This window comes from Mycobacterium farcinogenes, assembly GCF_019739075.1.
Taxonomy (GTDB): Bacteria; Actinomycetota; Actinomycetes; order Mycobacteriales; family Mycobacteriaceae; genus Mycobacterium; species Mycobacterium senegalense.
This window is the reverse complement of record NZ_CP081673.1, coordinates 6036464-6060663: the sequence shown is the minus strand read 5'-3', so window position 1 is coordinate 6060663 and position 24200 is coordinate 6036464. Positions and strand designations below refer to the sequence as shown.

General features: G+C 65.9%; 23 protein-coding genes. 12 read left to right on the top strand and 11 right to left on the bottom strand.

Features of this window, described 5'->3' with window-relative positions; genetic code table 11:
* Positions 1-180 precede the first annotated feature (180 nt).
* Positions 181-609, top strand: coding sequence for an MmpS family transport accessory protein (locus K6L26_RS28970; protein WP_036389614.1), 429 nt, complete (start codon positions 181-183; stop codon positions 607-609).
* Positions 606-3515 (top strand): MMPL/RND family transporter, encoded by a 2910-nt coding sequence (locus tag K6L26_RS28965; RefSeq protein WP_019344933.1) that lies wholly within the window; start codon positions 606-608, stop codon positions 3513-3515. Before K6L26_RS28970 ends, K6L26_RS28965 begins: the two co-directional genes overlap by 4 nt.
* A 130-nt stretch (positions 3516-3645) precedes the next feature.
* Here K6L26_RS28965 and K6L26_RS28960 read toward each other — a convergent pair whose 3' ends face one another.
* From K6L26_RS28960 to K6L26_RS28945, 4 genes are read right to left on the bottom strand one after another with little or no spacing between them, the layout of a single operon-like run.
* Positions 3646-3900: an Ada metal-binding domain-containing protein gene (locus tag K6L26_RS28960; protein WP_085140225.1), complete on the bottom strand. Its 255-nt coding sequence runs from the start codon at positions 3898-3900 to the stop codon at positions 3646-3648.
* Entirely contained in the window at positions 3897-4616 is a 720-nt protein-coding gene (locus tag K6L26_RS28955; RefSeq protein ID WP_019348387.1) for a 2OG-Fe(II) oxygenase, read from the bottom strand. The genes K6L26_RS28960 and K6L26_RS28955 overlap by 4 nt, the downstream gene beginning before the upstream one ends.
* Positions 4613-5224, bottom strand: coding sequence for a methylated-DNA--[protein]-cysteine S-methyltransferase (locus K6L26_RS28950; RefSeq protein WP_019348386.1), 612 nt, complete (start codon positions 5222-5224; stop codon positions 4613-4615). Before K6L26_RS28950 ends, K6L26_RS28955 begins: the two co-directional genes overlap by 4 nt.
* Complete coding sequence (locus tag K6L26_RS28945) at positions 5217-5765, bottom strand: RNA polymerase sigma factor (protein WP_221852276.1); 549 nt, start codon at positions 5763-5765, stop codon at positions 5217-5219. Before K6L26_RS28945 ends, K6L26_RS28950 begins: the two co-directional genes overlap by 8 nt.
* Before the next feature lie 101 nt (positions 5766-5866).
* On the opposite strand from K6L26_RS28945, the gene K6L26_RS28940 reads away from it, so the two are divergent.
* Positions 5867-7018: an acyl-CoA dehydrogenase family protein gene (locus K6L26_RS28940; protein ID WP_221852275.1), complete on the top strand. Its 1152-nt coding sequence runs from the start codon at positions 5867-5869 to the stop codon at positions 7016-7018.
* A gap of 27 nt (positions 7019-7045) precedes the next feature.
* Positions 7046-7843 carry an acyl-CoA thioesterase gene (locus tag K6L26_RS28935; protein ID WP_019348383.1) on the top strand — a complete coding sequence of 266 codons (798 nt, stop codon included), beginning with the start codon at positions 7046-7048 and terminating at the stop codon, positions 7841-7843.
* Here the strand turns inward: K6L26_RS28935 and K6L26_RS28930 are convergent.
* Positions 7828-9312, bottom strand: a complete 1485-nt coding sequence (locus tag K6L26_RS28930; RefSeq protein WP_019348382.1) for a PucR family transcriptional regulator — start codon at positions 9310-9312, stop codon at positions 7828-7830. The two genes, K6L26_RS28935 and K6L26_RS28930, sit on opposite strands and share 16 nt — an antisense overlap.
* A 112-nt stretch (positions 9313-9424) precedes the next feature.
* Here K6L26_RS28930 and gabT point away from each other — a divergent pair, with 112 nt between their 5' ends.
* Together gabT and K6L26_RS28920 are read left to right on the top strand one after the other, a co-directional pair.
* Positions 9425-10771, top strand: coding sequence for a 4-aminobutyrate--2-oxoglutarate transaminase (gene gabT, locus K6L26_RS28925; RefSeq protein ID WP_047038519.1), 1347 nt, complete (start codon positions 9425-9427; stop codon positions 10769-10771).
* Positions 10772-10795: 24 nt separating this feature from the next.
* Positions 10796-12250: an NAD-dependent succinate-semialdehyde dehydrogenase gene (locus tag K6L26_RS28920; RefSeq protein ID WP_064897900.1), complete on the top strand. Its 1455-nt coding sequence runs from the start codon at positions 10796-10798 to the stop codon at positions 12248-12250.
* Between the two features lie 9 nt (positions 12251-12259).
* Here the strand turns inward: K6L26_RS28920 and K6L26_RS28915 are convergent, their stop codons facing one another.
* The 3 genes from K6L26_RS28915 to K6L26_RS28905 form a co-directional block, all read right to left on the bottom strand.
* Positions 12260-12637 carry a hypothetical protein gene (locus K6L26_RS28915; RefSeq protein WP_043368039.1) on the bottom strand — a complete coding sequence of 126 codons (378 nt, stop codon included), beginning with the start codon at positions 12635-12637 and terminating at the stop codon, positions 12260-12262.
* A gap of 68 nt (positions 12638-12705) precedes the next feature.
* Positions 12706-14613: an acyl-CoA dehydrogenase family protein gene (locus K6L26_RS28910; RefSeq protein WP_221852273.1), complete on the bottom strand. Its 1908-nt coding sequence runs from the start codon at positions 14611-14613 to the stop codon at positions 12706-12708.
* Between the two features lie 84 nt (positions 14614-14697).
* Positions 14698-15177, bottom strand: coding sequence for a nitroreductase family deazaflavin-dependent oxidoreductase (locus K6L26_RS28905; protein WP_019344123.1), 480 nt, complete (start codon positions 15175-15177; stop codon positions 14698-14700).
* An 87-nt stretch (positions 15178-15264) separates the two neighbouring features.
* Between K6L26_RS28905 and K6L26_RS28900 the strand changes: the two genes are divergently transcribed.
* From K6L26_RS28900 to K6L26_RS28885, 4 genes are all read left to right on the top strand, one after another.
* A complete protein-coding gene (locus tag K6L26_RS28900; protein ID WP_372514829.1) occupies positions 15265-15774 on the top strand; it encodes a MarR family winged helix-turn-helix transcriptional regulator in 510 nt (169 codons plus the stop codon).
* A 38-nt stretch (positions 15775-15812) separates the two neighbouring features.
* The gene (locus K6L26_RS28895) at positions 15813-16175 is read left to right on the top strand and encodes a nuclear transport factor 2 family protein (protein ID WP_019344125.1); all 363 of its coding nucleotides are present in this window, start codon (positions 15813-15815) and stop codon (positions 16173-16175) included.
* Positions 16176-16238: 63 nt separating this feature from the next.
* Positions 16239-16979, top strand: coding sequence for an SDR family NAD(P)-dependent oxidoreductase (locus K6L26_RS28890; RefSeq protein ID WP_019344126.1), 741 nt, complete (start codon positions 16239-16241; stop codon positions 16977-16979).
* 59 nt (positions 16980-17038) lie between these two features.
* Entirely contained in the window at positions 17039-18250 is a 1212-nt protein-coding gene (locus tag K6L26_RS28885) for a CaiB/BaiF CoA transferase family protein (RefSeq protein WP_019344127.1), read from the top strand.
* 89 nt (positions 18251-18339) lie between these two features.
* On the opposite strand, the gene K6L26_RS28880 is transcribed toward K6L26_RS28885, so the two are convergent.
* The 3 genes from K6L26_RS28880 to K6L26_RS28870 form a co-directional block, all read right to left on the bottom strand.
* Entirely contained in the window at positions 18340-18654 is a 315-nt protein-coding gene (locus tag K6L26_RS28880; RefSeq protein ID WP_047038514.1) for a hypothetical protein, read from the bottom strand.
* Positions 18651-19043, bottom strand: coding sequence for a heme-binding protein (locus K6L26_RS28875; protein ID WP_036389598.1), 393 nt, complete (start codon positions 19041-19043; stop codon positions 18651-18653). Before K6L26_RS28875 ends, K6L26_RS28880 begins: the two co-directional genes overlap by 4 nt.
* 133 nt (positions 19044-19176) lie before the next feature.
* A complete protein-coding gene (locus K6L26_RS28870; RefSeq protein WP_019343495.1) occupies positions 19177-20193 on the bottom strand; it encodes an AraC family transcriptional regulator in 1017 nt (338 codons plus the stop codon).
* A gap of 177 nt (positions 20194-20370) precedes the next feature.
* Between K6L26_RS28870 and K6L26_RS28865 the strand changes: the two genes are divergently transcribed.
* A complete protein-coding gene (locus K6L26_RS28865) occupies positions 20371-22686 on the top strand; it encodes an arylsulfatase (protein WP_064898013.1) in 2316 nt (771 codons plus the stop codon).
* A 37-nt stretch (positions 22687-22723) separates the two neighbouring features.
* Positions 22724-24160 (top strand): DUF1254 domain-containing protein, encoded by a 1437-nt coding sequence (locus K6L26_RS28860; protein ID WP_435405353.1) that lies wholly within the window; start codon positions 22724-22726, stop codon positions 24158-24160.
* Positions 24161-24200 lie beyond the last annotated feature (40 nt).

Genomic DNA, 24200 nt, shown 5'->3' with positions numbered 1-24200 from the left:
CCTTTCAGCGAGTTCACAGGAATAGGCCGCCGATGCGGTGGGTTGGGGACCGGTGTAACGTTTGTCGCCGCTGTACATAGTTAATCGAACTAATTCGCCGATCGCCAGGGCTTCTCGCCGTTGGCTGGTTCGGGTCATCGTCGGGAGGTGCCGGTGAGTCCTGGTCGGGGTGCTCGTCGTGTGTTGAAACACGTGTGGATTCCAGTGGTCCTCATTGTCGTACTGGCCATATCGGGCCTGGTGGTCTCGCGGCTGCACAGGATGTTCGGCTCGGAAGATCTCAACGCGAACGCCGGTGCCGGTATCGAGATCGTCCAGTTCAATCCCAAGGTGGTTTTGTACGAGGTGTACGGACCGCCCGGAACTTCGGCCGATATCAGCTATTTCGATCCGGATGCCAATGTGCACTCGGTCAACGCCCCGCTGCCCTGGTCCGTCACCTTGTCCACCACGTTGCCGACCGTCAGCGCGAACCTGATGGCGCGCAGCGACAGTGAAAGCAGCGGCGACCACATCGGGTGCCGTGTCACCGTCAACGGCACCGTCCGCGAGGAGCAATCCGCCAATGGCGTCAACGCCCAGACCTACTGCCTGGTGAAGTCCGCATGACCACATCCGCCAACCCGCCCGAGTCCACCGGCAGGCCGAAGCGGCCGGTCTTCCCGCACCTGCTCCGCATCCTGGCGTGGCCGATCATCCTGATCTGGATAGCGATCGCGGTCGTGGTGAATGTGATCGCGCCGCAGCTGGAGGTCGTCGGCGAATTGCACGCCGCGCCGATGGCGCCCGAGGATGCCCCGTCGATGCAGGCGATGAAGTTGATGGGCGCCAACTTCAAGGAGTTCAACTCCAACAGCACGATCATGGTCGTCGTCGAGGGCCAAGAGCCGCTGGGCCCGGACGCGCATCAGTACTACGACGAGATCATCCACAAACTGCAGCAGGATCCCGAGCACATCCAGCACATCCAGGACTTCTGGGGTGACACGCTGACCGCGGCCGGTGCGCAGAGCGCCGACGGCAAGGCGTCGTACGTGATGATCAACCTCGCCGGCGAGCAAGGCATGACGCTCGCCAACGAGGGCGTCGAAGCCGTCCGCAAGGTCATCGAGGAGACGAAGGCTCCCCCGGGAGTACAGGCGCACGTCGCCGGGCCCGCCGCCCTGACCAACGATATGCACGTCATCGGCAACGCGAGCCTGGCCGAGATCACGCTGATCACCCTGGTCGCCATCGCGGTCATGCTGCTGGTGGTCTATCGCTCGATCAGGACCACGCTGGTCCAGTTGTTCTTGACGTTCCTGGCGCTGCTGACGGCCCGCGGCGTGGTGTCCGTGCTGGCGATGCACGACGTGTTCGGGTTGACCACCTTCGCGGGCAACATCCTGACCATGCTGGCGATCGCTGCCGCCACCGACTACGGCATCTTCATCTTCGGTCGGTATCGAGAAGACCGCGGCATGGGATTGGACCGGGATGACTCCTACTACGCGACCTTCAAGTCGGTCGCACCCGTCATCGTGGGTTCCGGTCTGACCATCGCCGGAGCGACCTACTGCCTCAGCTTCGCGCGACTGCCGTACTTCTCCACCATGGGTGCCCCCGTCGCGATCGGCATGGTCGTGGTCGTGGTCATCTCTGTCACGCTCGGCCCGGCGGTGCTCTACCTCGGCAGTCGGGTGGGGCTTTACGAGTCCAAGCGCCCCCCGCAGAGCAAGTTCTGGCGCAAAGTCGGGACCGCGGTGGTGCGTTGGCCCGCACCGATTTTCGTGGTCAGCCTATTCATCGTGCTGATCGGGGTAGTGGCCATCCCGGGGTACAAGCCGGCCTACAACGACCGGTACTACCTGCCCGAGGATGCCCCGGTGAACGTCGGGTTCGCCGCTGCCGACCGGCACTTCTCCCAGGCCCGGATGAACCCCGACATCCTCATGGTCGAGTCCACTCATGACATGCGAAATCCTGCCGACATGCTTGTGCTGAACAAGATTTCGAGCAATGTGATGCACTCCGAAGGTATCGCGATGGTGCAGAGCATCACCCGGCCACTGGGAATCCCCATCCAGCACAGCTCGATTCCGTTCCAGACCAGCATTTCGGGGCAGACCAGCAATATGAATCTGCCGTTCCAGCGCAAGCAACTGGAAGACCAGCTTCGGATGATCGACGCGACCAACACGTCGATCGACATCATGAAGAGGCAATACCAGCTCTCGCTCGAACAGACCCGCCTCACCCAGGACTCCGCGGCCAAGTCGCAGGAGCTGCTGGAGGTCACCAAGAAGATGCGGGACAACATCGCGAACTTCGACGACCAGTTCCGGCCGATGCGCAACTACTTCTACTGGGAACCGCATTGCTTCGACATCCCGATGTGCTCCGCGGCGCGGTCGGTCTTCGACGCGCTCGACGGGATCGATGAGCTGACCGACAAGACCTCGTCGGTACAGGTCAATACCGACCAACTGGCGGACTTGGCGCCCAAATTGACTGCGCTGCTTCCCCAGACGATCGCGTCCATGGAAACCAGCCGGGACCTCTCGCTGGCGTCGTACAACTCGCAGAAGGCATTGATCGATCAGATGCAGGCGATGAACGACACCGCGCTGTCAATGGGTGCGGCGTTCGACGACGCCAAGAACGACGACCTGTTCTATCTGCCGCCGGAAGCCTTCACCAACCCCGATTTCGAACGTGGCCTCAAGATGTTCCTGTCGCCGGACGGTAAGTCGGCCCGCATGTTCATCACCCACCAGACCGACCCGGCGACGGTGGACGGGATCGCACGAGTCGAGTCCGAGCGCAAGGCCGCACAAGAGGCCCTGAAGATGTCGTCGCTGTCGGACGCCAAGATCTATCTCGGCGGTGTGGCAGCCACATACAAGGACATGTCCGACGGCGCCCGCTATGACCTGATGATCGCGGTGGTGTCGGCGCTGACGCTGATTTTCGTCATCATGCTCATCCTGACGCGCAGTGCGGTGGCCGCGTTGACCATCGTGCTCACGGCCGGCAGTTCGATCGCCGCGTCCTTCGGTATCTCGGTGCTGCTCTGGCAGGACCTGTTCGGGATGCCGGTGCATTGGTTGGTCATGCTGATGTCGGTGATCATCCTGCTGGCGGTCGGTTCTGACTACAACCTGCTGCTGGTGTCGCGGTTCCAGGACGAGATCCATGCGGGTCTCAAGACCGGCATCATCCGGTCCATGGCCGGCACCGGTGGCGTGGTCACCTCGGCCGGGCTGGTGTTCGCGGCCACGATGGCCGGCATGCTGGCGAGTGACCTGATCGTGCTGGCCCAGATGGGCTCGACCATCGCGATCGGCCTGCTGATCGACACCTTCATCGTGCGGTCCCTGCTGATGCCGTCGATCGCGACTCTGCTGGGTCGGTGGTTCTGGTGGCCGCAGGTGGTTTATCCCCGCGGCGACAACCACTTCCGTAAACCGGCACCGCGACGGGTGCCTCGTGAGGATGACGACGACACCGCGGCCATTCCCGTGCCGACGAGTTAGATTCGGCAGGTCTCGAACCCTGGAGCCACTTACGCCGAGGATTACTGCCAGTATGTGGCTGGAATCCTAGATATAGAGCATGGCTGGTCAATGGGAAGATGTTGTGGCAGTCCGCAATAGCGGACATGCGCTACCGGCGCGCCTTCCACTGCCGGTAAGCGCCGGGCAGACAGGCGGCGCAAGGGCGGTAGCCCACTGCTATGGCGGTCGGCACGTCGGGGAAGAAGACCCGGTGGCGGACGTAACCGCCGGCGGCGATGGCGCGCAGCGCCGATGGGCAGTCGAGGCGACCGTAGATCTTGCTCACCCGATGTCCCCCAACGGTTCCCGGGGTGCTGCTGGGGTAGGGGCGACCGTCGGTACCGATCAGGAGGTAGCGCTTCATGCCGCGTCGTGGAACACCAGGCCCAGGGTGAATCTGGTTCCGGAGCGGACGGTGGAGACCCCGTGCCGGATGGGCGCCGCCGACCAGCCCCGCACCGACTTGGTCGGCCGGTCGCGGGTGGTGAACACCAAACCGTGCCCGTGGGGGATGACGACGGCGGTACCGCGCGATTGCGCGCGGGGCCGTTGTTCATAGAGCAGGAACTCGCCGCCGGTGTAGTCGACGTCGGGCCCGGTCAGGTTCACCACCACCTGCAGCGGGAAGATCAGCTCACCGTAGAGGTCGCGGTGCAGCGCATTCCAGTCTCCGGCAACGTATTTCAGCAGGATCGCGGTCGTCTTGGTCTGACCCGCCGCATGGCACATCTGCAGCCAGTCGTCGAACTCGTCCGGCCAGGGCGCGTCGCGGCCCAGCCGGGTCCACCACGTGCGGGCGATCGGCAGCAGGTGCGGATAGAGCGCCTTTTTCAACGCCGTCACGGCCGGTGGATAGGGCTGCCGGAAGTACCGGTACTGACCTTCGCCGAACCGGTAGCGGCTCATGTCGATCGTCGAACGGAACCGGGACACGTCGGGATACAACGCGGTGATGTCGCGGGCCTCCGCCGGCGTCAGCAGTGGTCCCGTCAGCGCGCATCCCGTGTTGTCCAGTTCATCGCCGACAGCACTCCAGTCGGTGGAGTCGACGCGCCGCTGCCAGGAGTTCGTGCCGCTCACGCCGCGGCCTCCAGATCGAGCAGCAGGCGTTTGGCCTCTGGCCCGCCGAGATAGCCGCCCATGGCGCCGTCGCTGCGGACCACGCGGTGGCAGGGAATGACCACGGGGAGAGGGTTTTTCGCACATGCGGTGCCCACGGCGCGTACCGCCTTGGGGCTGCCGGCCAGGGCCGCGACGGTTGCGTAGCTGGCGGTCTGCCCGTAGTCGATCTCCGGCAGGTGATGCAGCACCGTGCTGCGGAACCCGGCAGCGAGCCGCCAGTCCAACGGCACGTCGAACGTGCGTCGGGTGCGGGCGAAGTACTCGTCGAGTTCCCGGGCCGCGGCGTCGAGGCGGACGGGGGCATGCAGGATGCGCGGGCTCACCACATCGGCGAGGTGCTGCAGCACGGTGGCGTGGTCTTCCCGGGCGTAGGCGACGCGAACCAAGCCCTGCTCGGTGGCCGCCAGCAGCAGCGGACCGACGGGGCTGTCGACGATGCGGTAGGCGATGTCGAGTACTCCGTCATGCTGGGCTGCGGCTGCGAGCCGGTCGTGTAGTTCGGCCAGCTTGCCGGGGTCGGGTCGGGTGATTCGGGCCAGTTCTTCGACGATGCCGTCGTTAGTCATGAGTCTCTCCGTTCTTGGCCGCGTCGCTGCGTTGATCGAGGTAGGTGCGTCGCAGGGTGGCGATGCCGTCACTGGAAGCGCGCCGGGCAGCTGCGGCGCTGCCGCCGAGGATTTCGGCGATCTCGTCGTAGGGCAGGCCGGCCAGGTAGTGGTAGGCGACGGCGTGTTTCTGTTTGGGCGGAAGCTGGTCCTCCGCGGCGGTCAGGTCAGCCAAGGTCTCGGTGCGGCTGACGCCCGCTGGTTCGGGGACGGTGTCGGTGGGAATGGGGTGGCGCGTCCGGCTCCGGATGAGGTCGACGGCTTTACGGTGCGCGACCGTGACCAGCCAGGCCTCGAAATTGGTGTCGGCCGGGAGGGTGGGGTAGGCCTTCAGCGCTGCCAGGAACGTCTCCGACCAGGCGTCGTCGGCGTCGTGCGCGCCCACGACGGCGCGACAGACCCGAAAGACGGTGGGTCCGTGGTCGCGAACCACGTTCTCGAACGGCGGTTTGGCTTTCACACTCTGAAGACGCTCCGGGGCCGGCTTTTGTGAGGTGTCCATCGTGGGCGATTTCCGCCATCGCGTCGAGGGACGCTGCCGTCGCTGCTGCGCGGACGTCAGATCACCTTTACAAATGGCTTCGAAAGTGTCACGGTGTGCTGATGGACTTCTCCTATGTCGAGCTCTCCGAGGAGGACGTGGCTTTCCGTGGCGAGCTGCGGACGTTCCTGGCCCTGGTCGTCACCGATGAGGTGATCGAGCGTGATCGCGCGACCGGCGAGAACTTCGACGAGGCAGTGCATCTGGCCCTGGGTAAGGCAGGATACCTGGCCGGCGACTACCTGGACGAGGCGGATGGAGGATTCAGTGCGATCCGGCGCCGCATCTGGGAACTGGAGATCGGCCGGGCCCATACTCCGTGGTTCCACTGGGGAACAACCGCGATGGTTGCGCACACGATGGAGAAGTTCGCCTCACCCGAGCTGCTCGACGAGGTGCTGCCGGGCGTGTTGGACGGCGGCCTGCGACTGTGCCTGGGCTACACGGAACCTGAGGGCGGATCCGATGTGGCCACCTGCAAGACGCGGGCCGTACGCGACGGTGACAGCTGGGTTATCAATGGCTCCAAGATGTTCACGTCGAATGCGCACAACGCTCAGTACGTGTTCCTGCTGACCAACACCGAGCCGGCCGCGCCCAAACACAAGAGCCTGACGATGTTTCTGGTGCCGCTCGATTCGGCGGGCGTCGAGATCCAGCCGATCCGCACCGTGGACGGCGACCGCACCAACATCACCTACTACAGCGATGTCCGGGTCAGTGACCGGTATCGCGTCGGTGAGGTGAACGGCGGCTGGACGGTGCTGCGCGGTGCGCTCGAGCTCGAACACGGCACCTTTGAACGAGAGACGCGCGGTCTGCAGAAGCTGGCCACCATGACCGAGCACATCACCTTGATGGCCGAGGCAGTGGACCGCGTCGCGGCCGTCGCTCCCGACGACGCCGCGGCGCGCTACCGGCTGGGCCGGGGCATCGCCCGGTTGGAAGCCGCGCTGAGCAGCCCCGACATGTACGGCCGCGTCGCGATCGCCCAAACGATGCGCGAGGTGTCGCCCGACCTCATGGATATCGTCGGATCCGCCGGTGCGTTGCCGGTCGGGACGGCCGGGGCAGCCGACGACGGGGGAGCCGAGTACATCTTCCGTCTGGCCGGTCCGACCGGCATCTACGGTGGCACTCTTGAGGTGTTCCGCAACATGATCGCTCAGCAGGCGCTGGGCCTGGGCCGGCCGAGCTACGCGCCGGCAAAGTGAGCGCAGCCGCGTCGGTACTGTGGCCCGGTGCATCCATTCGACAAGGCCCTGGAGCTAGAACCCTCAGGTGACGGACGGTGGCGCGGGCGGACCGTGCCCGAGTGGGCCAACATGGTCGGCCCGTTCGGCGGCATCACGGCCGCCACCTTGGTGCGGGCGGTCGAGCTGCACCCACAACGGCACGGCCATCCCATCGCCCTGACCGTGAACTATGTGGCGCCGATCGCCGACGGCGAGTTCGACATCGTGACGCGCGTCGTCAAGACCAACCGGTCCAATCAGCACTGGATCGTCGAACTCGGCCAGGATGGTGAGGTCAAGACCACTGCGACGGCCATCTTCGGGTTGCGTCGCGACACGTGGGATGACACTGAGGTGGCACCCCCGCCGGCTCCGGCTCCCGAAGACGCCGTGGCGTCGGCGCCGCCTTTCGGCGTGGTCTGGTTCGACAACTACGACATGCGTTTCGTCGACGGTGCCATGCCTGACGACGGCGTGGAATCCGGCTCGTCGACCACCACGCTATGGGTTCGCAACAACCCTCCCCGGCCGACGGATTTCGCGGCGCTGGCCTCGATCAGTGACATCTTCTATCCGCGGGTGTTCCTGCGGCGCGGTCAGTTCGTGCCCGCCGGGACGGTTTCGATCACCACGTACTTCCATGCCGACGACGAGCGACTTGCCGCCCAGGGCGATGACTTTGTGCTCGCCACCGCACGCGCGCAACGGTTTTCGCGTGGCTACTTCGATCAGACCGCGCACCTGTGGGGCCGTGACGCCACCTTGCTCGCCACCAGTCACCAGATCGTCTATTTCAAGGGCTGAGGGTTCTCCGGGGCCGATTGCAGGGCGATCCACGCGCTCACCCGGGTCTGCGGATCATCGAGCTTGCCGGGTAGCACCGCCTCGATGGCCGCGAGTCGATTGCGCACGGTGTTGCGGTGCAGGCCGAGCTCCTCGGCGACCTTGAGTCGTGAGCCATGGTGGCGCAGGAAGCAGCGCAGAATGTCCAGCTGCTCCGAATCGAGCCCGCCCAGCCACGATTCGGCGAAAGCGCTGGCTTTCTGGGGATCGATGAGGCCGAGGGGGCCGTTGTCGATCACCTGGTCCCACACCACCACCCCGGACACCTCGGTGGCCTGGGCGAGCGCCATCCCGGCCGTGCGGTATCCGGTCGCGCCGTCACCCGGGGTGACTGCATTTCCGACGCCCACGTGCAGCCCGCCCTCGGCCAGCCGTGAACCGGTCGGCTCGGCCAGCGCGGGTTCGATGACGGCGCACAACTCGCCGGCGTACTGCCCGGCAAGGATGCCGCGCCGGTCCAGCGAGCTTTCCGCGTCGTCGATGGCCGATTCGTCACCCGTGGCCCGCAGGAAGCGGAGGTGTTGCGGCAACTCGATCGGCGGCTGATCCACCTCCAGCACCAATTGTGCGGTGCGGAGATCGTTTTCGGCGAGCAGCTCCAGGGCCCGGCTACGCAGGTGCCTGCGGGTGGAGGTGCGGCTGCGGTCCTGCTCGTCGATGAGTCCCAGGAGGGCGACTGCGGTGGTCACGGCCTGGCGCTGGCCCTCCGATGCCCTGGCCGGCACCAACGCCGCCAGGTAGGTCGACGCCCTGCCGCGCAGTCCGATCGGGTGGACGGACACCGAGTGCATCGGACCGGAATGGGCTGCAGCCGAACGTAATCCGTACGCATGCAACCGTTTGACGTCCTCGGCGACCTCGTCGATCGGAAACTCGCTGCGGCGGGCACCGACTGGGCCCGTCACCACTCGTCCGTCGGGATTCATCAAGCAGGTCGCCCCGTCGAGTGCGGTGGCCAGTGCCCTGATGACGGAGACGGCGGGGTCCGGTTTGGCCGCGGCCGAGATGAGCTTGCGCTGCGTCTGCAGCGATTCGCGCGTCGCGGTGGATTCCTGTTCCTCCAGCTGATGTGCGACGTGTCGGCTGATCGCGACGAAGGTGGTGCGACGCGGTACCTCGAAGAGGTTCACCTGGTGGGCTCGGCAGGCGTCGGCCAGCTCGGCCGGGGTGACGGCATGGGTCAGCCCGACGGCGAAGCCCACCGCCGCCACCCCGGCGTCGGCCAGCCGGCGAACGTAACCATCCCACTCGTCGTGCCAGTTGGCGGTTTCCAGCCCGGTGGTCAACAGGATCTCGCCGCCCTCGAGGAAAGGGCCGGGATCGGCGAGCTCGCTGGTGGCCACCCAACGGACCGGTGCGTCGCCGCGACAGACCTCGACGGCGCGCAGCCCGAGAGCAGTCACGTTCAGCACATCGGCCACCAGAACCATAACTGCCAGTTTTGCACAATGCGTCATATCTAGTTGTGCACATCTGCCCTGCCCTGGTGGCCGGTGGTTCCCTAGCGTGAGGTCAAACAACCGCCAGCAGCAGGAGGAACACGTGAGCATCGCCGAGATCACCGGTGCGGCCGTCACTCAGGAACGCCGGCTCGTCACCTCCATTCCGGGACCGATCTCGCAGCAGATGCAGGCGCGGAAGACCGCCGCGGTGGCCGGCGGCGTCGGCACCACCTTGCCCGTCTACGTGGTGGCCGCAGGCGGCGGCATCCTGGTCGACGCCGACGGCAACCAGCTCATCGACTTCGGCTCCGGTATCGCGGTGACCACCGTCGGCAACAGTGCACCCGCGGTCGTCGAGGCCGTCACCGAGCAGGTCGCCGCGTTCACCCACACCTGCTTCATGGTGACGCCGTACGAGGGTTATGTACGGGTGGCCGAGGAGCTCAACCGGCTCACCCCCGGTGACCATGAGAAGCGCAGTGTGCTGTTCAACTCGGGCGCCGAGGCCGTCGAGAACGCCGTCAAGATCGCCCGCGCGCACACCCGCCGGCAGGCCGTCGTGGTGTTCGACCACGCTTACCACGGGCGGACCAACCTGACCATGGCGATGACCGCCAAGAACCAGCCGTACAAGAACGGGTTCGGGCCGTTCGCCGGTGAGGTGTACCGCGTGCCCACCTCATTCCCGTTCCGGGACGGAGAGACCGACGGCGCCGCTGCGGCCGCCCGTGCCCTCGACCTGATCGACAAGCAGGTCGGCGCCGAGAACGTCGCCGCCGTGGTGATCGAACCCATCCAGGGCGAGGGCGGATTCATCGTCCCGGCACCGGGATTCCTGCAGGCACTGCAGGATTGGTGCACCGAGGCCGGTGCGGTGTTCGTCGCCGACGAGGTGCAGTCGGGCTTCGCTCGCACCGGCGCGATGTTCGCCGTCGAACACGACGGCGTCGTGCCCGATCTGATCGTCACCGCCAAGGGCATCGCGGGAGGCCTGCCGTTGTCGGCGGTCACCGGCCGTGCCGAGATCATGGATGCGCCGCATGCCGGCGGCCTCGGCGGCACCTACGGCGGCAATCCGCTGGCCTGTGCCGCCGCCCTCGCGGTCATCGACACCATCGAGCGTGAGGGCCTGCTGGCCCGCGCCGTGGAGATCGAGAAGAGCATGACCGGTCGGCTCAAGGCGATCGCCGCGGAGGATTCCCGGATCGGCGAGGTCCGTGGTCGTGGCGCCATGATCGCCGTCGAGTTGGTCAAGGCGGGCACCACCGAGCCCGACGCCGAGCTGGCCAAGCAGGTTTCAGCTGCCGCCCATGCCCAGGGTCTGGTCGTGCTGACCTGCGGCACCTACGGCAATGTGCTGCGGTTCCTGCCGCCGCTGTCGATCCCGGACCACCTGCTCGAGGAGGGGCTGGACATCCTGGCCGCCATCTTCGCCGAGACCCGCTGACCTCCGCGACCCGTGGGAGACACTGTGAACACGCAGAACGTGATCGCCGCGCTCGACGCCAAGCACGGCATCCTGATCGACGGGCAAGCCCGCGGCGGCGCCTCCACCTTCGAGGTGCACGACCCGGCCACCGGTCAGGCGATCGCCGAGGTTGCCGACGGCAGCGTGGCCGACGCCCGTTCGGCCGTGGACGCCGCGCACGGGGCGTTCGGCGAGTGGGCCAAGACGAGCCCGCGGCATCGCAGCGAGATCCTGCGCCGGGTGTTCGACCTGATGGTGGCCGACACCGACCGGCTGGCTGCCCTCATCTGCGCGGAGAACGGCAAATCGCAGGCCGATGCCCGTGCCGAGGTGGGTTACGCCGCCGAGTTCTTCCGCTGGTTCTCCGAAGAGGCAGTGCGGACCGACGGCGCCTACGGCATCAGCCCGGCCGGCGGCACCCGCACCCTGGTCACCCACAAGCCGGTCGGGGTGGCGGCGCTGGTGACGCCGTGGAACTTCCCGGCGGCGATGGCGACCCGCAAGATCGCCCCGGCACTGGCTGCCGGCTGCACCGTGGTGCTCAAACCGGCGGCGGAGACACCGCTGACGGCCCTGGCGATCGCCGGAATCCTCTCGGCCGCAGGGGTTCCCGATGGTGTGGTCAACATGGTGCCCACCACCGATGCCGCCGCGGTGGTCGAGCAGTGGCTGAGCGATGCCCGGGTTCGCAAGGTCTCGTTCACGGGTTCCACCGGCGTCGGCCGCATCCTGCTCAAGCAGGCCGCCGACCGCATCGTCAACGCGAGCATGGAACTCGGCGGCAACGCCCCGTTCGTCGTGACCGCCGACGCCGACGTCCAAGCGGCCGTCGCGGGCGCGATGGTGGCCAAATTCCGCGGTGGCGGCCAGGCCTGCACCGCGGCCAACCGGTTCTACGTACATGCCGCGATCGCCGACCAGTTCGTCGCGGGCTTGGCCGCAGAGGTGGCGGCACTGCGGGTGGGCCCGGCGTCGGACCCGGCGTCACAGATCGGCCCGCTGGTCAGTGAGCGCGCGGCCCAGCGCGTGGCTGCCGCGATCGATGCCGCGGTGGCCGACGGGGCCGTGATCGCCGCGCGTGCGCAGGCACCGGCCGAAGGCTGGTTCGTCGCCCCGACGCTGCTGACCGGGGTCGCCCCGGACGCCGCGATCCTTGCCGACGAAATCTTCGGGCCCGTCGCACCGGTCGTGGTCTGGGAAGACGAGGACGATCTCCTGAGGTGGGCCAACGACACCGAATATGGCCTGGCCGCATACGTTTACGCTGGTCGTCTGCAAGACGCGGTGCGGATCGCGGAGTCCTTGGATGCCGGCATGGTCGGCATCAACCGGGGCATCGTGTCCGACCCGTCGACCCCGTTCGGCGGGATGAAGCAGAGCGGCCTCGGTCGCGAAGGCGCACGAGTCGGTCTGGAGGAGTTCCAGGAAACGCAATATTTCAGCGTGGCGTTCGACTGAGCGATGCGCTCAGAACGGCGCTGAATGCTGCATCAAGCTCAACATCAGCACGACCATGCACAACAGCGAACTGAACATGATCACGCTCATGACCACGATCACGAGCCACATCGTGCAGCGCTGCTTGCCGCGGGCTAGTTTCGCGAGTCGCTCGTCGTGCATGAGTTCGTCTGCGACGAAGGCGAACTCGACCCGGGCCAGTTCGGCGTCGCCTGCCGGTGCGCCGGAGGATATCTCCCGAAGCCGGGACGCGGCGATGCCGACGCCGACCCCGGCGAACCGCCGGCTCATCTGACGCGCCTGTCTGCGGGTGAGACGGTGGTCGAGCGCATCCATCGAATGCGGCCACTGTCCCCATCCGCTATGAGCGTTCGACGGGGTCGTCATAACCCACTCAGTTTAGATCTGCGTGGCTGTGCGGCGGTAGCGTATTCGCCGGATTCGGCGTGGGTCCGTCACTGCGAGTGGGCCGTTCGGCGGATGGTCCGGTGCACGTCGTCCAACACGTCGCCGCCTTCCTGTGCGATCCACGGTCCTTCGATCGACGGATCGATGATCCCGTCCTCCATCCACGTGTAACGACCGGCGAGCACCTCACGGGCCAGGGCACGGTCCGAATCGTCGCTGTTGTCCCAGAGTTCGGTGAACAGCCGCTCGGCCCGGACCCGCGACTGACGACAGAACGCGTCGGCGAGGTCCCCCGCGGAATCCGTGGTGTCGCCGCGGGCCCGGACACAGGCCGCCGTCATCGCGAACAACTCCGCCCCGATGTCGACGATCCGGCCCAGGAAACGTTGCTTGTATTCCAGCTTGCCCTGCCAGCGCGACATCGCGTAGAACGTGCTGCGGGCAAGCTTTCGGCTGGCCCGCTCGACGTAACGCAGGTGCCCGGCCAACGGGCCGAATTCGGTGAATGACGTTGGCAGCTGGCCTTTCCCGGTGACGAGCGTGGGTAGCCAGCGCGCATAGAACTTGCCGGCCTGCGCCGCTGCTTTCGCCTTTTCTTTGAGGTCGGTGTCGGGGTCGATGATGTCGCCGGCCACTGACAGATGGGCGTCCACCGCCTCACGGGCCAGCATCAGATGCATGATCTCGGTGGAGCCTTCGAAGATCCGGTTGATCCGCATATCGCGCAGGATCTGCTCGACGGGCACGCCGCGCTCGCCGCGCGCGGCGAGTGACTCGGCGGTCTCGAAACCGCGTCCGCCACGAATCTGCACCAACTCGTCGGCGATCAGCCAGGTCATCTCCGAGCCGTAGAGCTTGGCCAGGGCGGCCTCGATCCGGATGTCGGTGCGGCCGGCGTCGGCGAGCTCGCCGGCCAGCTCCACCATCGACTCGATGCCATAGGCGGTGGCCGCGATGAACGCCACCTTGCCGGCCACCGCGTCATGTTCACCGACCGGGCGGCCCCATTGCACCCGTTCCCTGGACCATTCCCGGGCGATCTTCAGACACCACTTCGAAGTTCCGGTACACACCGCGGGTAGCGAGAGGCGCCCCACGTTGAGTGTGGTCAGCGCGATCTTCAGGCCTTCGCCCTCGCGGCCGATCCGGTTCGCGGCGGGCACCCGCACGTCGGTCAGCTTGGTCAGGCCGTTCTCGATACCGCGTAACCCCATGAACGCGTTGCGGTTGGTGACGACGATGCCGGGCGTATCCGCTTCTACGACGAATGCGGTGATACCGCCCTTGTGTCCTTCACTCGGCGGCACCTGGGCCATCACCACCAGTAGGTCCGCGATGACACCGTTCGTCGTCCACAGTTTGACCCCGTTGAGCAGGTAGTCGTCGCCGTCAGGCGTGGCGGTGGCGTTCAGGCGCGCGGGATCGCTGCCGACATCCGGTTCGGTGAGCAGAAATGCACTGATCTCTCGCGTGCACCGGGGTAGCCAGGTGCGCTTCTGCTCGGCGGTGCCGAACATCGACACCGGCTGCGGTACGCCGATCGACTGGTGGGCGGACAGGAGTGCCCCGAGCGCGGGGTGGACTGAGCCGACCAACGCGAGCGCCTTGTTGTAGTAAACCTGCGACAGGCCGAGGCCGTCGTACTCGGCGGAGATCTTCATGCCGAACGCGCCGAGGTCCTTCAAGCCCTGGATGACCTGGTCCGGGATCTGCGCGCCGCGTTCGATCACCGCGGCGTCGATCTGCGTCTCGCAGAACTCGCGCAGCTTGGCCAGAAACTCCTCGCCCCGCTCCGCCGTCTCGGCCGGACCCCGTGGGTGGGGATGGACCAGATCCAACCGCAACCTGCCGAGGAACAGTTCTTTGCCGAAGCTGGGCTGGTGCCACTGTGCTTCCCGGGCTTGTTCGGCGACCTGCCTGGCCTGTCGTTCGTTGACTTCTCCGGTAGCGGTCATCGTCGGCCTCCAAACGTCCGTTCGCCGGTGGCATACCCGCAAACGGCGGCAGCCACGCTGCCCGGGCCGCGGGGATGCGGCTGCTCAGGCGCCGGCAGTCGGCCGCAGCGCAAATATCTGGAACCGGCGGCTGCCGGCACGCTTCTGGGCCAACGCGTAGTTGGGCCAGAAGTCGAGAATGGTGCGCCACGCGCGCTGACGTTCCGCCCCGGTAAGCAACTCGACGGTGACGGTTTCACGGTGACCGTTGCGATCGATGCGGGCGTGGTCGGTGGCCGCCAGATTGCGCGCCCACTCCGGATGTTTCGCGAGGCCCCAGTTGGATCCCACCACCAAGAGGGAGGGGTCATCCGCGACGTATTGAACGGTGACGGTTCGCGGCATGCCTGACTTGCGCCCGGGAACGGTCAGGTTCAGTGACGGCAGGCCGGCCAGCTCGAGCACGCCGAGGCGGCCGCGGCTGGCCCGGCGCAGCAGCCGCTCGATGGGCGGAATCAGCCGGTGCCATTTGAGCATCAGCCGGTAGGAAGACGGACTGCCGGCCACCGCACCGAGGAGTCCCATGCGGTAAGCATAAGGACCCGTCACGGTTTCGCGGGATGTCTTGGTGCGGCTTGGTTCAACTGACGCGGGGACCGTCATACTGACGACGTGGCGCCGAGAAAAATGCGGGACACATCACCGAAGCGGGGGTGGCTGACTCCCAAGCAGCAGCGCGCCTGGGTCGCTTACATGCGCGTGCAGCTGCGGATGAATTACGAAATGAACCGCCAACTGCAGGCCGATTCAGGGTTGTCGCTCGCCGACTACGACGTGCTGGTGGCGTTGAGCAACGTGCGGGACGAGGGCATGCGCGTCAGCGACCTTGCCGCGCAGATCGGCTGGGAACGCAGTCGGTTGTCGCATCAATTGCGTCGTATGGAGGAACGCGGCCTGACCGAACGCCGCGCCAGCACCGAGGACGGGCGCACCACCAACGTCGTGCTCACCGAGAATGGCCACCAGGCCATCGAGGAGGCCGCGCCCGCTCATGTCGATCTGGTGCGCGGCCTGTTCTTCGATCCCCTGCCCGAGAACCTGCTGGCACCGTTCACCGCGGCGCTGGAGCACATCCACGTAAACCTCGATCACAACAGCTCGCTGCCTCCCGCGCCGAGCTAGCATTTAGGTGAACTATCACCTAAATGTCAGGAGTTGAGATGAGTGAAGTGATCACCCGTCTGATGGAAACCAATCTTCTGGACGTGTTCGACCAGCGCGACCCGCAACTTCGCGCTGCAGCCATCGCGGCCACCTACGCGGATGATGTGCAATGGATTGACGACGAAGGTGTCGCCACCGGCCACGACGAACTTGACGCCAAGGCATCTGAACTGCAGGAAAAGCTGTCGGGATTGCATTTCGCCAAGGTCGGCCCGGTCCGGCAGACGCGCGGACTGGGATTTCTGGCCTGGGAGGTACGCACCGCTGACGATGTCACCGTGGCGTCGGGCTTTGACGTGGCCGAGATATCGGGCGAGCGAATCGTTCGGATGTGGACGGTGCTGAACTCGCCGGAATAGGTGATACATCACCTATGTTGTAGCGGGCGGAACGCACGAACCGCATACGAACGGAGTTCGATCATGGGACAGCTCGACGGCAAGACGGCACTCGTCACCGGAGGAACCTCGGGGATCGGCCTGGCCACGGCCCGGCGGCTCGCCGCCGAAGGCGCTTATGTGTTCATCACCGGCCGAGACCGCGCGCGCCTGGACAAGGCGGCCGCCTCGATCGGCGCCCACGGCATTCAGAGCGACATCAGCAAGATCGAGGATCTCGACACCCTCGCCGAGGAGATCGGCAAGCATGGCAAGGGGCTCGACGTCGTCTTCGCGAACGCAGGTGGCGGTGACTTCGCCACCCTCGCCGAGGTCACCCCAGAGCACTACCGGGACAACTTCGATCGCAACGTCGCCGGCACGGTGTTCACCGTGCAGAAGGTGCTGCCATTGCTGAACGAGGGCGCCTCGATCGTCCTCGCCGGTTCCACCGCCGCCTCGGAGGGCGTGGCCGCGTTTGGCCTCTACGCGGCATCGAAGGCCGCGATTCGCTCGCTCGGCCGCACCTGGGCCGCAGAACTGGCCGACCGCAAGATCCGCGTCAACACTGTCGTGCCCGGACCGATCGAAACACCAGGATTGACGGGTCTCGCGCCGGCTGGACAGAAGCAAGATCTGCTCGACGGGATGGCCTCGCAGGTGCCGATGAAGCGGCTGGGCCGTCCGGAGGAGATCGCCTCTGCGGTGCTGTTCCTGGCGTCAGATCAGAGCAGCTTCATGACCGGGGCGGAGCTCGCGGTCGACGGCGGGCAGATTCAGCTGTGACGCAGGTCTCGCTACACTTACCGTAAGTCCAACGGTTAGGAGCCGCGTTGATCAAGGTCATGCAGGGCGTGCGAGTGCTCGAGGTCGCGCAATTCACGTTCGTACCGGCGGCCGGGGCCATCCTCGCTGACTGGGGCGCCGACGTCATCAAGGTAGAACACCCGGTGCGCGGCGACACGCAGCGCGGCTTCATCAACATGGGCGGGTTCCAACTCGACCCCAACCGCCATCCGCTGATCGAACATCCCAATCGCGGCAAGCGCAGCGTCGGTATCGATGTCTCGACCCCCGGTGGTCAGGAGGTCCTCTACGAGATCGCCAAAACCGCCGACGTCTTCCTGACCAATTACCTTCCTGCGCAACGGCAGAAGAACAAGTTCGACGTCGAGCACATCCGGGCGGTGAACCCGGACATCATCTACGCCCGCGGCAGCGCCTACGGGGACAAAGGGCCCGAGCGCGATACCGGCGGCTTCGACGGCACCGCCTTCTGGACCCGCAGCGGCGTCGGGCACGCGCTGACCCCGGAGGCGATCAACGGCGCTCTGTCCCAAGGCATTCCGGCCTTCGGTGATTCGATCGGCGGGATGAACATCGCCGGCGGCATCTCCGCGGCGCTGTTCCACCGCGAGCGGACCGGGGAAGCCGCCGAGATCGACGTGTCGCTACTCAGCACGGCGTGGTGGGCGGCCGGCGCCAGCGTCACACAGGGTATGGAGACCGGTGAGACCATGCGCTCGCTGATGCCCGACGACGCCACTTCGGTGAACCCGTTCATGGCCAACTACCGGACCTCCGACGGCGGCACCATCAATCTGTGCATCGTCAGCCCGACGGGCTACATCCGCGATGCCTTCGAACATCTCGGGCTGCCTGAGCTGGCCGATGACCCGCGGTTCTCCGATGTACTGCCGCTGATCGAGAACGCCACCGAGGGTGTCGAGCTGATCGCGAAGGCCATCGGCAGCAAGCCGTTCGAGTACTGGCGTCAACACCTCAAGACGATGAAGGGCCAGTGGGCGCCGTTCCAGAGCCTGGTCGATCTCGCTTCGGACGACCAGGCGGTGGCCAATGACATGGTCGTCGAGGTGGAAGCCGCCGATGGGGGCAAGCCGTTCAAGGTGGTGCGCGGGCCCGTGCAGTTCAACCACGAGCCCCTCGAGACCACCAGGGCGCCCCAGGCCTCCGAGCACACCGAGATCGTGCTGATGGAGCTCGGCATGGATTGGGATCGAATCGAAGAACTCAAGGAATCCGGCGCGATCGCGTGAACCCGCGCCGCTTTACTTCGCCGTTTCTACCCAGGGGTCGTTGGATCGCAAGGATCGCGACCCCTGGGTAGAAAGCGACGTCGCCTGAACTAGTTACAGCCGCTCGCGTGGACCCAGCGGCCGTTGTAGCCGATGCAGCCGCTGACGTTCGAGCCCGGCGGAGGCGGTGGCGGCGGGGGCGCGTCCTCCGGAAGCGGTGCGTAGTAGGCCGGCGGCGGCACATACGGGGCGACCGCGTCGGCGACGTTGACGCAGCCACCCACCGAGATCCGACGTCCGGCGCTCGCACACACATCGGCGGCGGCAGTGCCTGCGGGAGCGAGAACGATGGCACCGGGCAGTGCGGTGAAGGCGAGCGCGACGGTGGCCGCGCGCAGCCATGATGATCGAGGCGTGTGCGTCATTGTCCTGGTCCTAATGGCTGGTCAGGCGGCTTGATACCGCAACGGCTGCGGAAATCGGTGAGCGGTTGACGGATACCGACCAGGTCAGCGTGGGCCTGGGGGTTGGCATCGAAGAAGGCCCGGGTGGCGTCCGGCACTTCTTCATGCGGGCGTCCGTGCAGATTTGTGTAGAAATCGTTCACGTCCGGATGGGTCCACAAGTATGTGGAGGTCGCGGCGGCGACGCCGGAGGCGATGCCGGCGAGATCGGCTGCCGTGCAATTGGGTGGGCGTGGCGGCGGTTCGGCTGCCGCAGTCGCGGGACTGAACAGACCGACAACGACTCCGACGGCACCGGCGGCCAATGCCGGGACCAATCCGGGGTGCGCGGTGAACGGTGTGCGGGACACAGCGGGACTCCTTCCCGAGGCGGGCAGGTGCCGAATGCATCGCCCGGCGGGCCGAACTGTAGCAGGCGCAACGGGGCGGGCGCGACGAATCGTTCGCTCGGCAAGTACGTGGCTTGGCTTGGCCCGCCGGGGTTTAGGGCAAGGGTGCTGACCCGGTCCGGGCTTTGCGGTAGGCCGTGGGAGTCGAGCCGAACCAGCGTTTGCAGGAACGGGTGAGCACGCTCTGCTCGGAGTAACCGAGTTGGCGACAGACCTGGTCAAGGCCGAGATCGGTATCGAGCAGCAGACGTTGAGCGACGTCGCGGCGGGTTTGATCGACCAGATCGGCGAACGTCGCGTTCTCCGCGAGCAGACGACGTTGCAGGGCCTTGGGGTGCAGGCCGATGTGGCGGGCCACGTCGTTGAGCCCGACAGGTCCAGTGGGCAGGATTTGGCGGACCAGGCTGCGCACCAGTTGGCTGGTCGCCGGGTTGGATTCGCCGATGACCTGGGCGAGGTAATCGACCGCGGTCTGATGGGCGAGTCGATCGGTGGGTAGCGGCCGTTGCAGGTCGGCGGTGCGCAGCGTGAAGCCTGCGACCGGTTCGAAAAAGCTGGGCGGACAACCGAAGTAGGCCTGATAGTCGTCGGCCGGTGTCAGTGCGGGATGTGGCAGGTGCACGGCTACGGGCCGGTAGTCGGTACCGAGGAACAGTCGCAATACCTGCAGCGTGACTCCCAGGGAGAGCTCGACGGCCTGGGCCTGCGGTGGTGACGGGTCCAGGAGGTACTCGAATTCGAAGCGGCTCAGTTCGGGATCGAGGTGGGCGGTCACCCGCGCGGTGATCGACGGGCTGTAGGCCGCCATGAACTTGTCGAAGATCACGAAGGCTTCGGCGACGGTACCGGCGTTGCGGCCTGCCAGCCCGACCGGACCGAGGATGTCGATGCCCTGCTGCAGCGCCAAACGCCGCCCGAAATCCGGTGTTCCGAGTGCGGCGGCAGTGTGTTCGAGCATCTTCGCCCCATTGGGCAGGGAGATAAAGCGATCGTGACGACCGACGTCGTCGTAGGGAATGTGGGCGGCATCGACCAATGCGCGACTATCCCCACCGAGTTCGGTGACCAGTTGGTGAAAATTGGTGAGTGCCGTCCCCCGAATCACGGCCATGTCCCACAATGTCAAAGATTTGTCTCGGAATGTCAAGACAGCGGCTGTCGGTTTGCTGCACAGTAGATGCCCAGGTCGGGGTAAATCGGCTGCGCGGCTTGCCCCACCAGTGGTCGGCTGCACAGCCCGAGTCCTGTTGAGGAGAGGGGCGCGGTGTCTGACGTGCAGGGTGACCACATGGTGGCGGCGGCTCTACCAGACGGAGGGGTTTTGCCCTTCCCACCGGTTCCGTCGGGCAGTATCGCGGGCCGCACGTTGCAGGAGTCGACGTATCAGCCGCGCGCCGTTCCGAAACGGCTGCACGATGACTCGCCGAACATCGTCATCGTCCTCATCGACGACGCGGGGCCCGGCCTGCCCTCGACGTTCGGTGGCGAGGTCACCACATCCACGCTCGATCGGATCTGCGCTGAAGGCGTGTCCTACAACCGCTTTCACACCACCGCGATGTGCTCGCCGACCCGCGCTTCGCTGCTGACGGGCCGCAACCACCACGAGATCGGCAATGGTCAGATCGCCGAGCTGGCCAACGACTGGGACGGCTACGCAGGCAAGATCCCGCGGTCGAGTGCCACTGTGGCCGAGGTGCTCAAGCAGTACGGCTACGCCACATCGGCCTTCGGAAAGTGGCACAACACCCCCGCCGAAGAGACCACCGCGGCCGGACCGTTCGAGAACTGGCCCACCGGTTTGGGTTTCGAGTACTTCTACGGCTTCCTGGCCGGTGAGGCCTCGCAGTACGAACCGAACCTGGTGCGCAACACCACCGTCGTCGCGCCGCCGAAAACCGCCGAAGAGGGCTACCACCTCTCCGAGGACCTGGCCGACGACGCGATTTCATGGCTGCGCCGGCACAAGGCGTTCAACGCCGACAAGCCGTTCTTCATGTACTGGGCCAGCGGCGCCATCCACGGCCCGCACCACATCATGAAGGAATGGGCGGACAAATATGCCGGCAAGTTCGACGACGGCTGGGATGCCTACCGGGAACGCGTCTTCGGGCGCGCCAAGGACAAGGGCTGGATCCCGCAGGACTGTGCCCTGACCGAACGCGATCCGCAGCTCGCGGCGTGGGACGACATCCCCGAGGACGAGAAGCCCTTCCAGCGCCGGCTGATGGAGGTCGCGGCCGGCTACGGCGAGCACGTCGACGTCCAGGTGGGCCGCATCGCCGACGAGCTCGAATCGCTCGGCTACGCCGAGAACACGCTGTTCCTCTACATCTGGGGCGACAACGGTTCATCAGGTGAAGGCCAGAACGGCACCATCGCTGAACTGTTGGCGCAGAACGGTATTCCCACCACGGTGCGCCAGCACATCGATGCCCTCGACGAGCTGGGTGGCCTCGACGTGCTGGGCTCCCCGCTGGTCGACAACCAGTACCACGCGGCCTGGGCATGGGCCGGTAGCACTCCGTACAAGGGGATGAAGCTGCTCGCCTCCCATCTGGGTGGCACGCGCAACCCCATGGCCGTGCGCTGGCCGGCACGGATCACCCCGGACGCCGCTCCCCGTGACGTGTTCCTGCACTGCAACGACATCGTGCCGACGATCTACGACATCGTCGGCATCGTGCCCCCGCAGATGGTCAACGGTGAACCTCAGATGCCGATCGCCGGAGCGAGTTTCGCCCGCACACTGGCAGATCGGGACGCACCCGGCGGCAAGAAGACCCAGTACTTCGAGATCATGGGCAGCCGCGGTATCTACCACGACGGCTGGTGGGCCTCGGCCCGCGGGCCCCGGCTCCCCTGGGTGCCGGGCCAGCCGCCGGGCATCGCCACCTGGACACCCGACAACGACGTATGGGAGTTGTACCACCTCGACGAAGACTGGTCGCAGTCCCACGATCTCGCTGCCGAACAGCCCGAGAAGCTGGCTCAGATGCGCGAGATGTTCATGGTCGAAGCCGCACGCAATGCCGTGCTGCCCGTCGGCGGTGGCCTGTGGGTTCCGGTCTATCACCCCGAGCTGCGCATCGCCCCGCCCTACAAGGAGTGGGAGTTCTCCGGCGACACCATCCGGATGCCGGAGTTCTGTGCGCCTGCCCTGGGCAACAAGAACAACGTCGTCACCATCGACGTCGACATCCCCGCCAGCGCCAACGGGGTGCTGTACGCCCTCGGGGCAGCGGCCGGAGGACTGACCCTCTACCTGGACGAGGGCTACCTCTGCTACGAGTACAACCTCTTCATCCTGCAGCGCACCAAGATTCGGTCCGAATCCAAGGTGCCGCCAGGACGAGCGACGCTCACGGTGACCACCCAGTACGCGGATCCGCGCCCGGCCGGCCCGCTCGACATCACCGTGGCCCGCAACGGCGAGACGATCGCAGGCGGGCAGGTTCCGATCAGTGCGCCGCTGTTGTTCACCGCCAACGACTGCCTCGACATCGGTACATGCCTCGGCTCGCCGGTATCACTCGACTATCGCGAACGCGCGCCCTTCCCCTTCGAGGGACGGATCCACCGCGTCCACGTGGCATACACCTGATCGGCAAAACCTCATAGACGAAAGGCTTTTCGTGAAAATGGATCGACGCACGACCAGATGGCTGGTCGCGCTCGGCACCACGATGCTGATGATGGTCACCTCGGCATGCTCGCCGTCGACCCCCGAACAACCAGCCGAAACCGGGCAGCTGACACCGGCTGAGGCCAAGGCCATCGCGCTGGACGCGTACGTCTACGGCTACTCCCTGGCGACTGTCGAGATGACGCGACGGGTGATGACGAATGTCGACAAGGTCGAGGCGCCGCGGGCGCCGATGGGACAGCTGATGCGGATGCGCGAGTATCCGAACGCCCAGTTCCGCGACGTCACCGCGCCCAACGCGGACACGCTGTACACAAACGGATTCATCGACGTCAAGAACGAGCCGTGGGTGTTGAGCCTGCCCGACGCTCACGACCGTTACTACCTGTTCCCGATGCTCGATGCCTACACCAACGTGTTCGAGGTTCCTGGGAAGCGCACTACGGGCACCGGTCCGCAGACCTACGCCATCACCGGGCCCGGTTGGAAGGGCACGCTGCCGCCGGGCGTGACGGAATACAAGTCGCCTACCTCGACGGTGTGGCTGCTGGGACGCATCTACTGCGATGGCACACCCGAGGACTACGCCGCTGTGCACAAACTGCAGGACGAGATCTCGCTGGTGCCGCTCAGCTCGTACGGCAAGCCCTACACGCCACCGGCCGGCAAGGTCGATCCGGCAATCGACATGAAGACCCCGGTCCGCGATCAGGTCAACAACCTCAGCACCGAGGACTACTTCAACCTGGTGGCCACCTTGATGAAGGACAACCCGCCCACCGAGGCGGACAAACCCATCGTGGACAACATGGCCAAACTCGGCATCGTCGCGGGGGAGAAGTTCGAGCTGAACAAGCTCGGTTCCGATGTCGCCGCGGCTCTGCAGTCGGTCCCCAAGGACGGCGCCGCGAAGATCATGTCCCGCTTCAACGAGTTGGAGGACGTCAACGGCTGGCGGTTCACCACACAGACCGGTGAGTACGGCACCGACTACCTGCAGCGCGCACTCATCACCTATGTCGGTCTTGGCGCCAACCGGCCACAGGATGCGGTCTACCCGACCTCGGAGACCGACGCCGATGGGCAGGCCTACGACGGCGCCGACAAGTACACCGTGCACTTCGACAAGGGCCAGTTCCCGCCTGTCGATGGGTTCTGGTCACTGACCATGTACGACGAGGGTTTCTTCTTCGTCGACAACCCGCTCGACCGCTACACGTTGAGCCAACGGAACGCATTCGTCACCAACCCGGACGGGTCGGTCGATCTCTACCTGCAGCACGACAACCCCGGCCCAGAAAAGGAAGCAAACTGGCTGCCCGCGCCGGCCGGCAAGTTCAACCTCATGCTGCGCCTGTACTGGCCGAGGGAAACCGCGCCGTCGATCATCGACGGGACGTGGAAGCCACCGGCCATCAAGAAGGTCCCCTGACAGGGCTTGCCGGAAATTTGCCAAATTAAAAACGAGATGG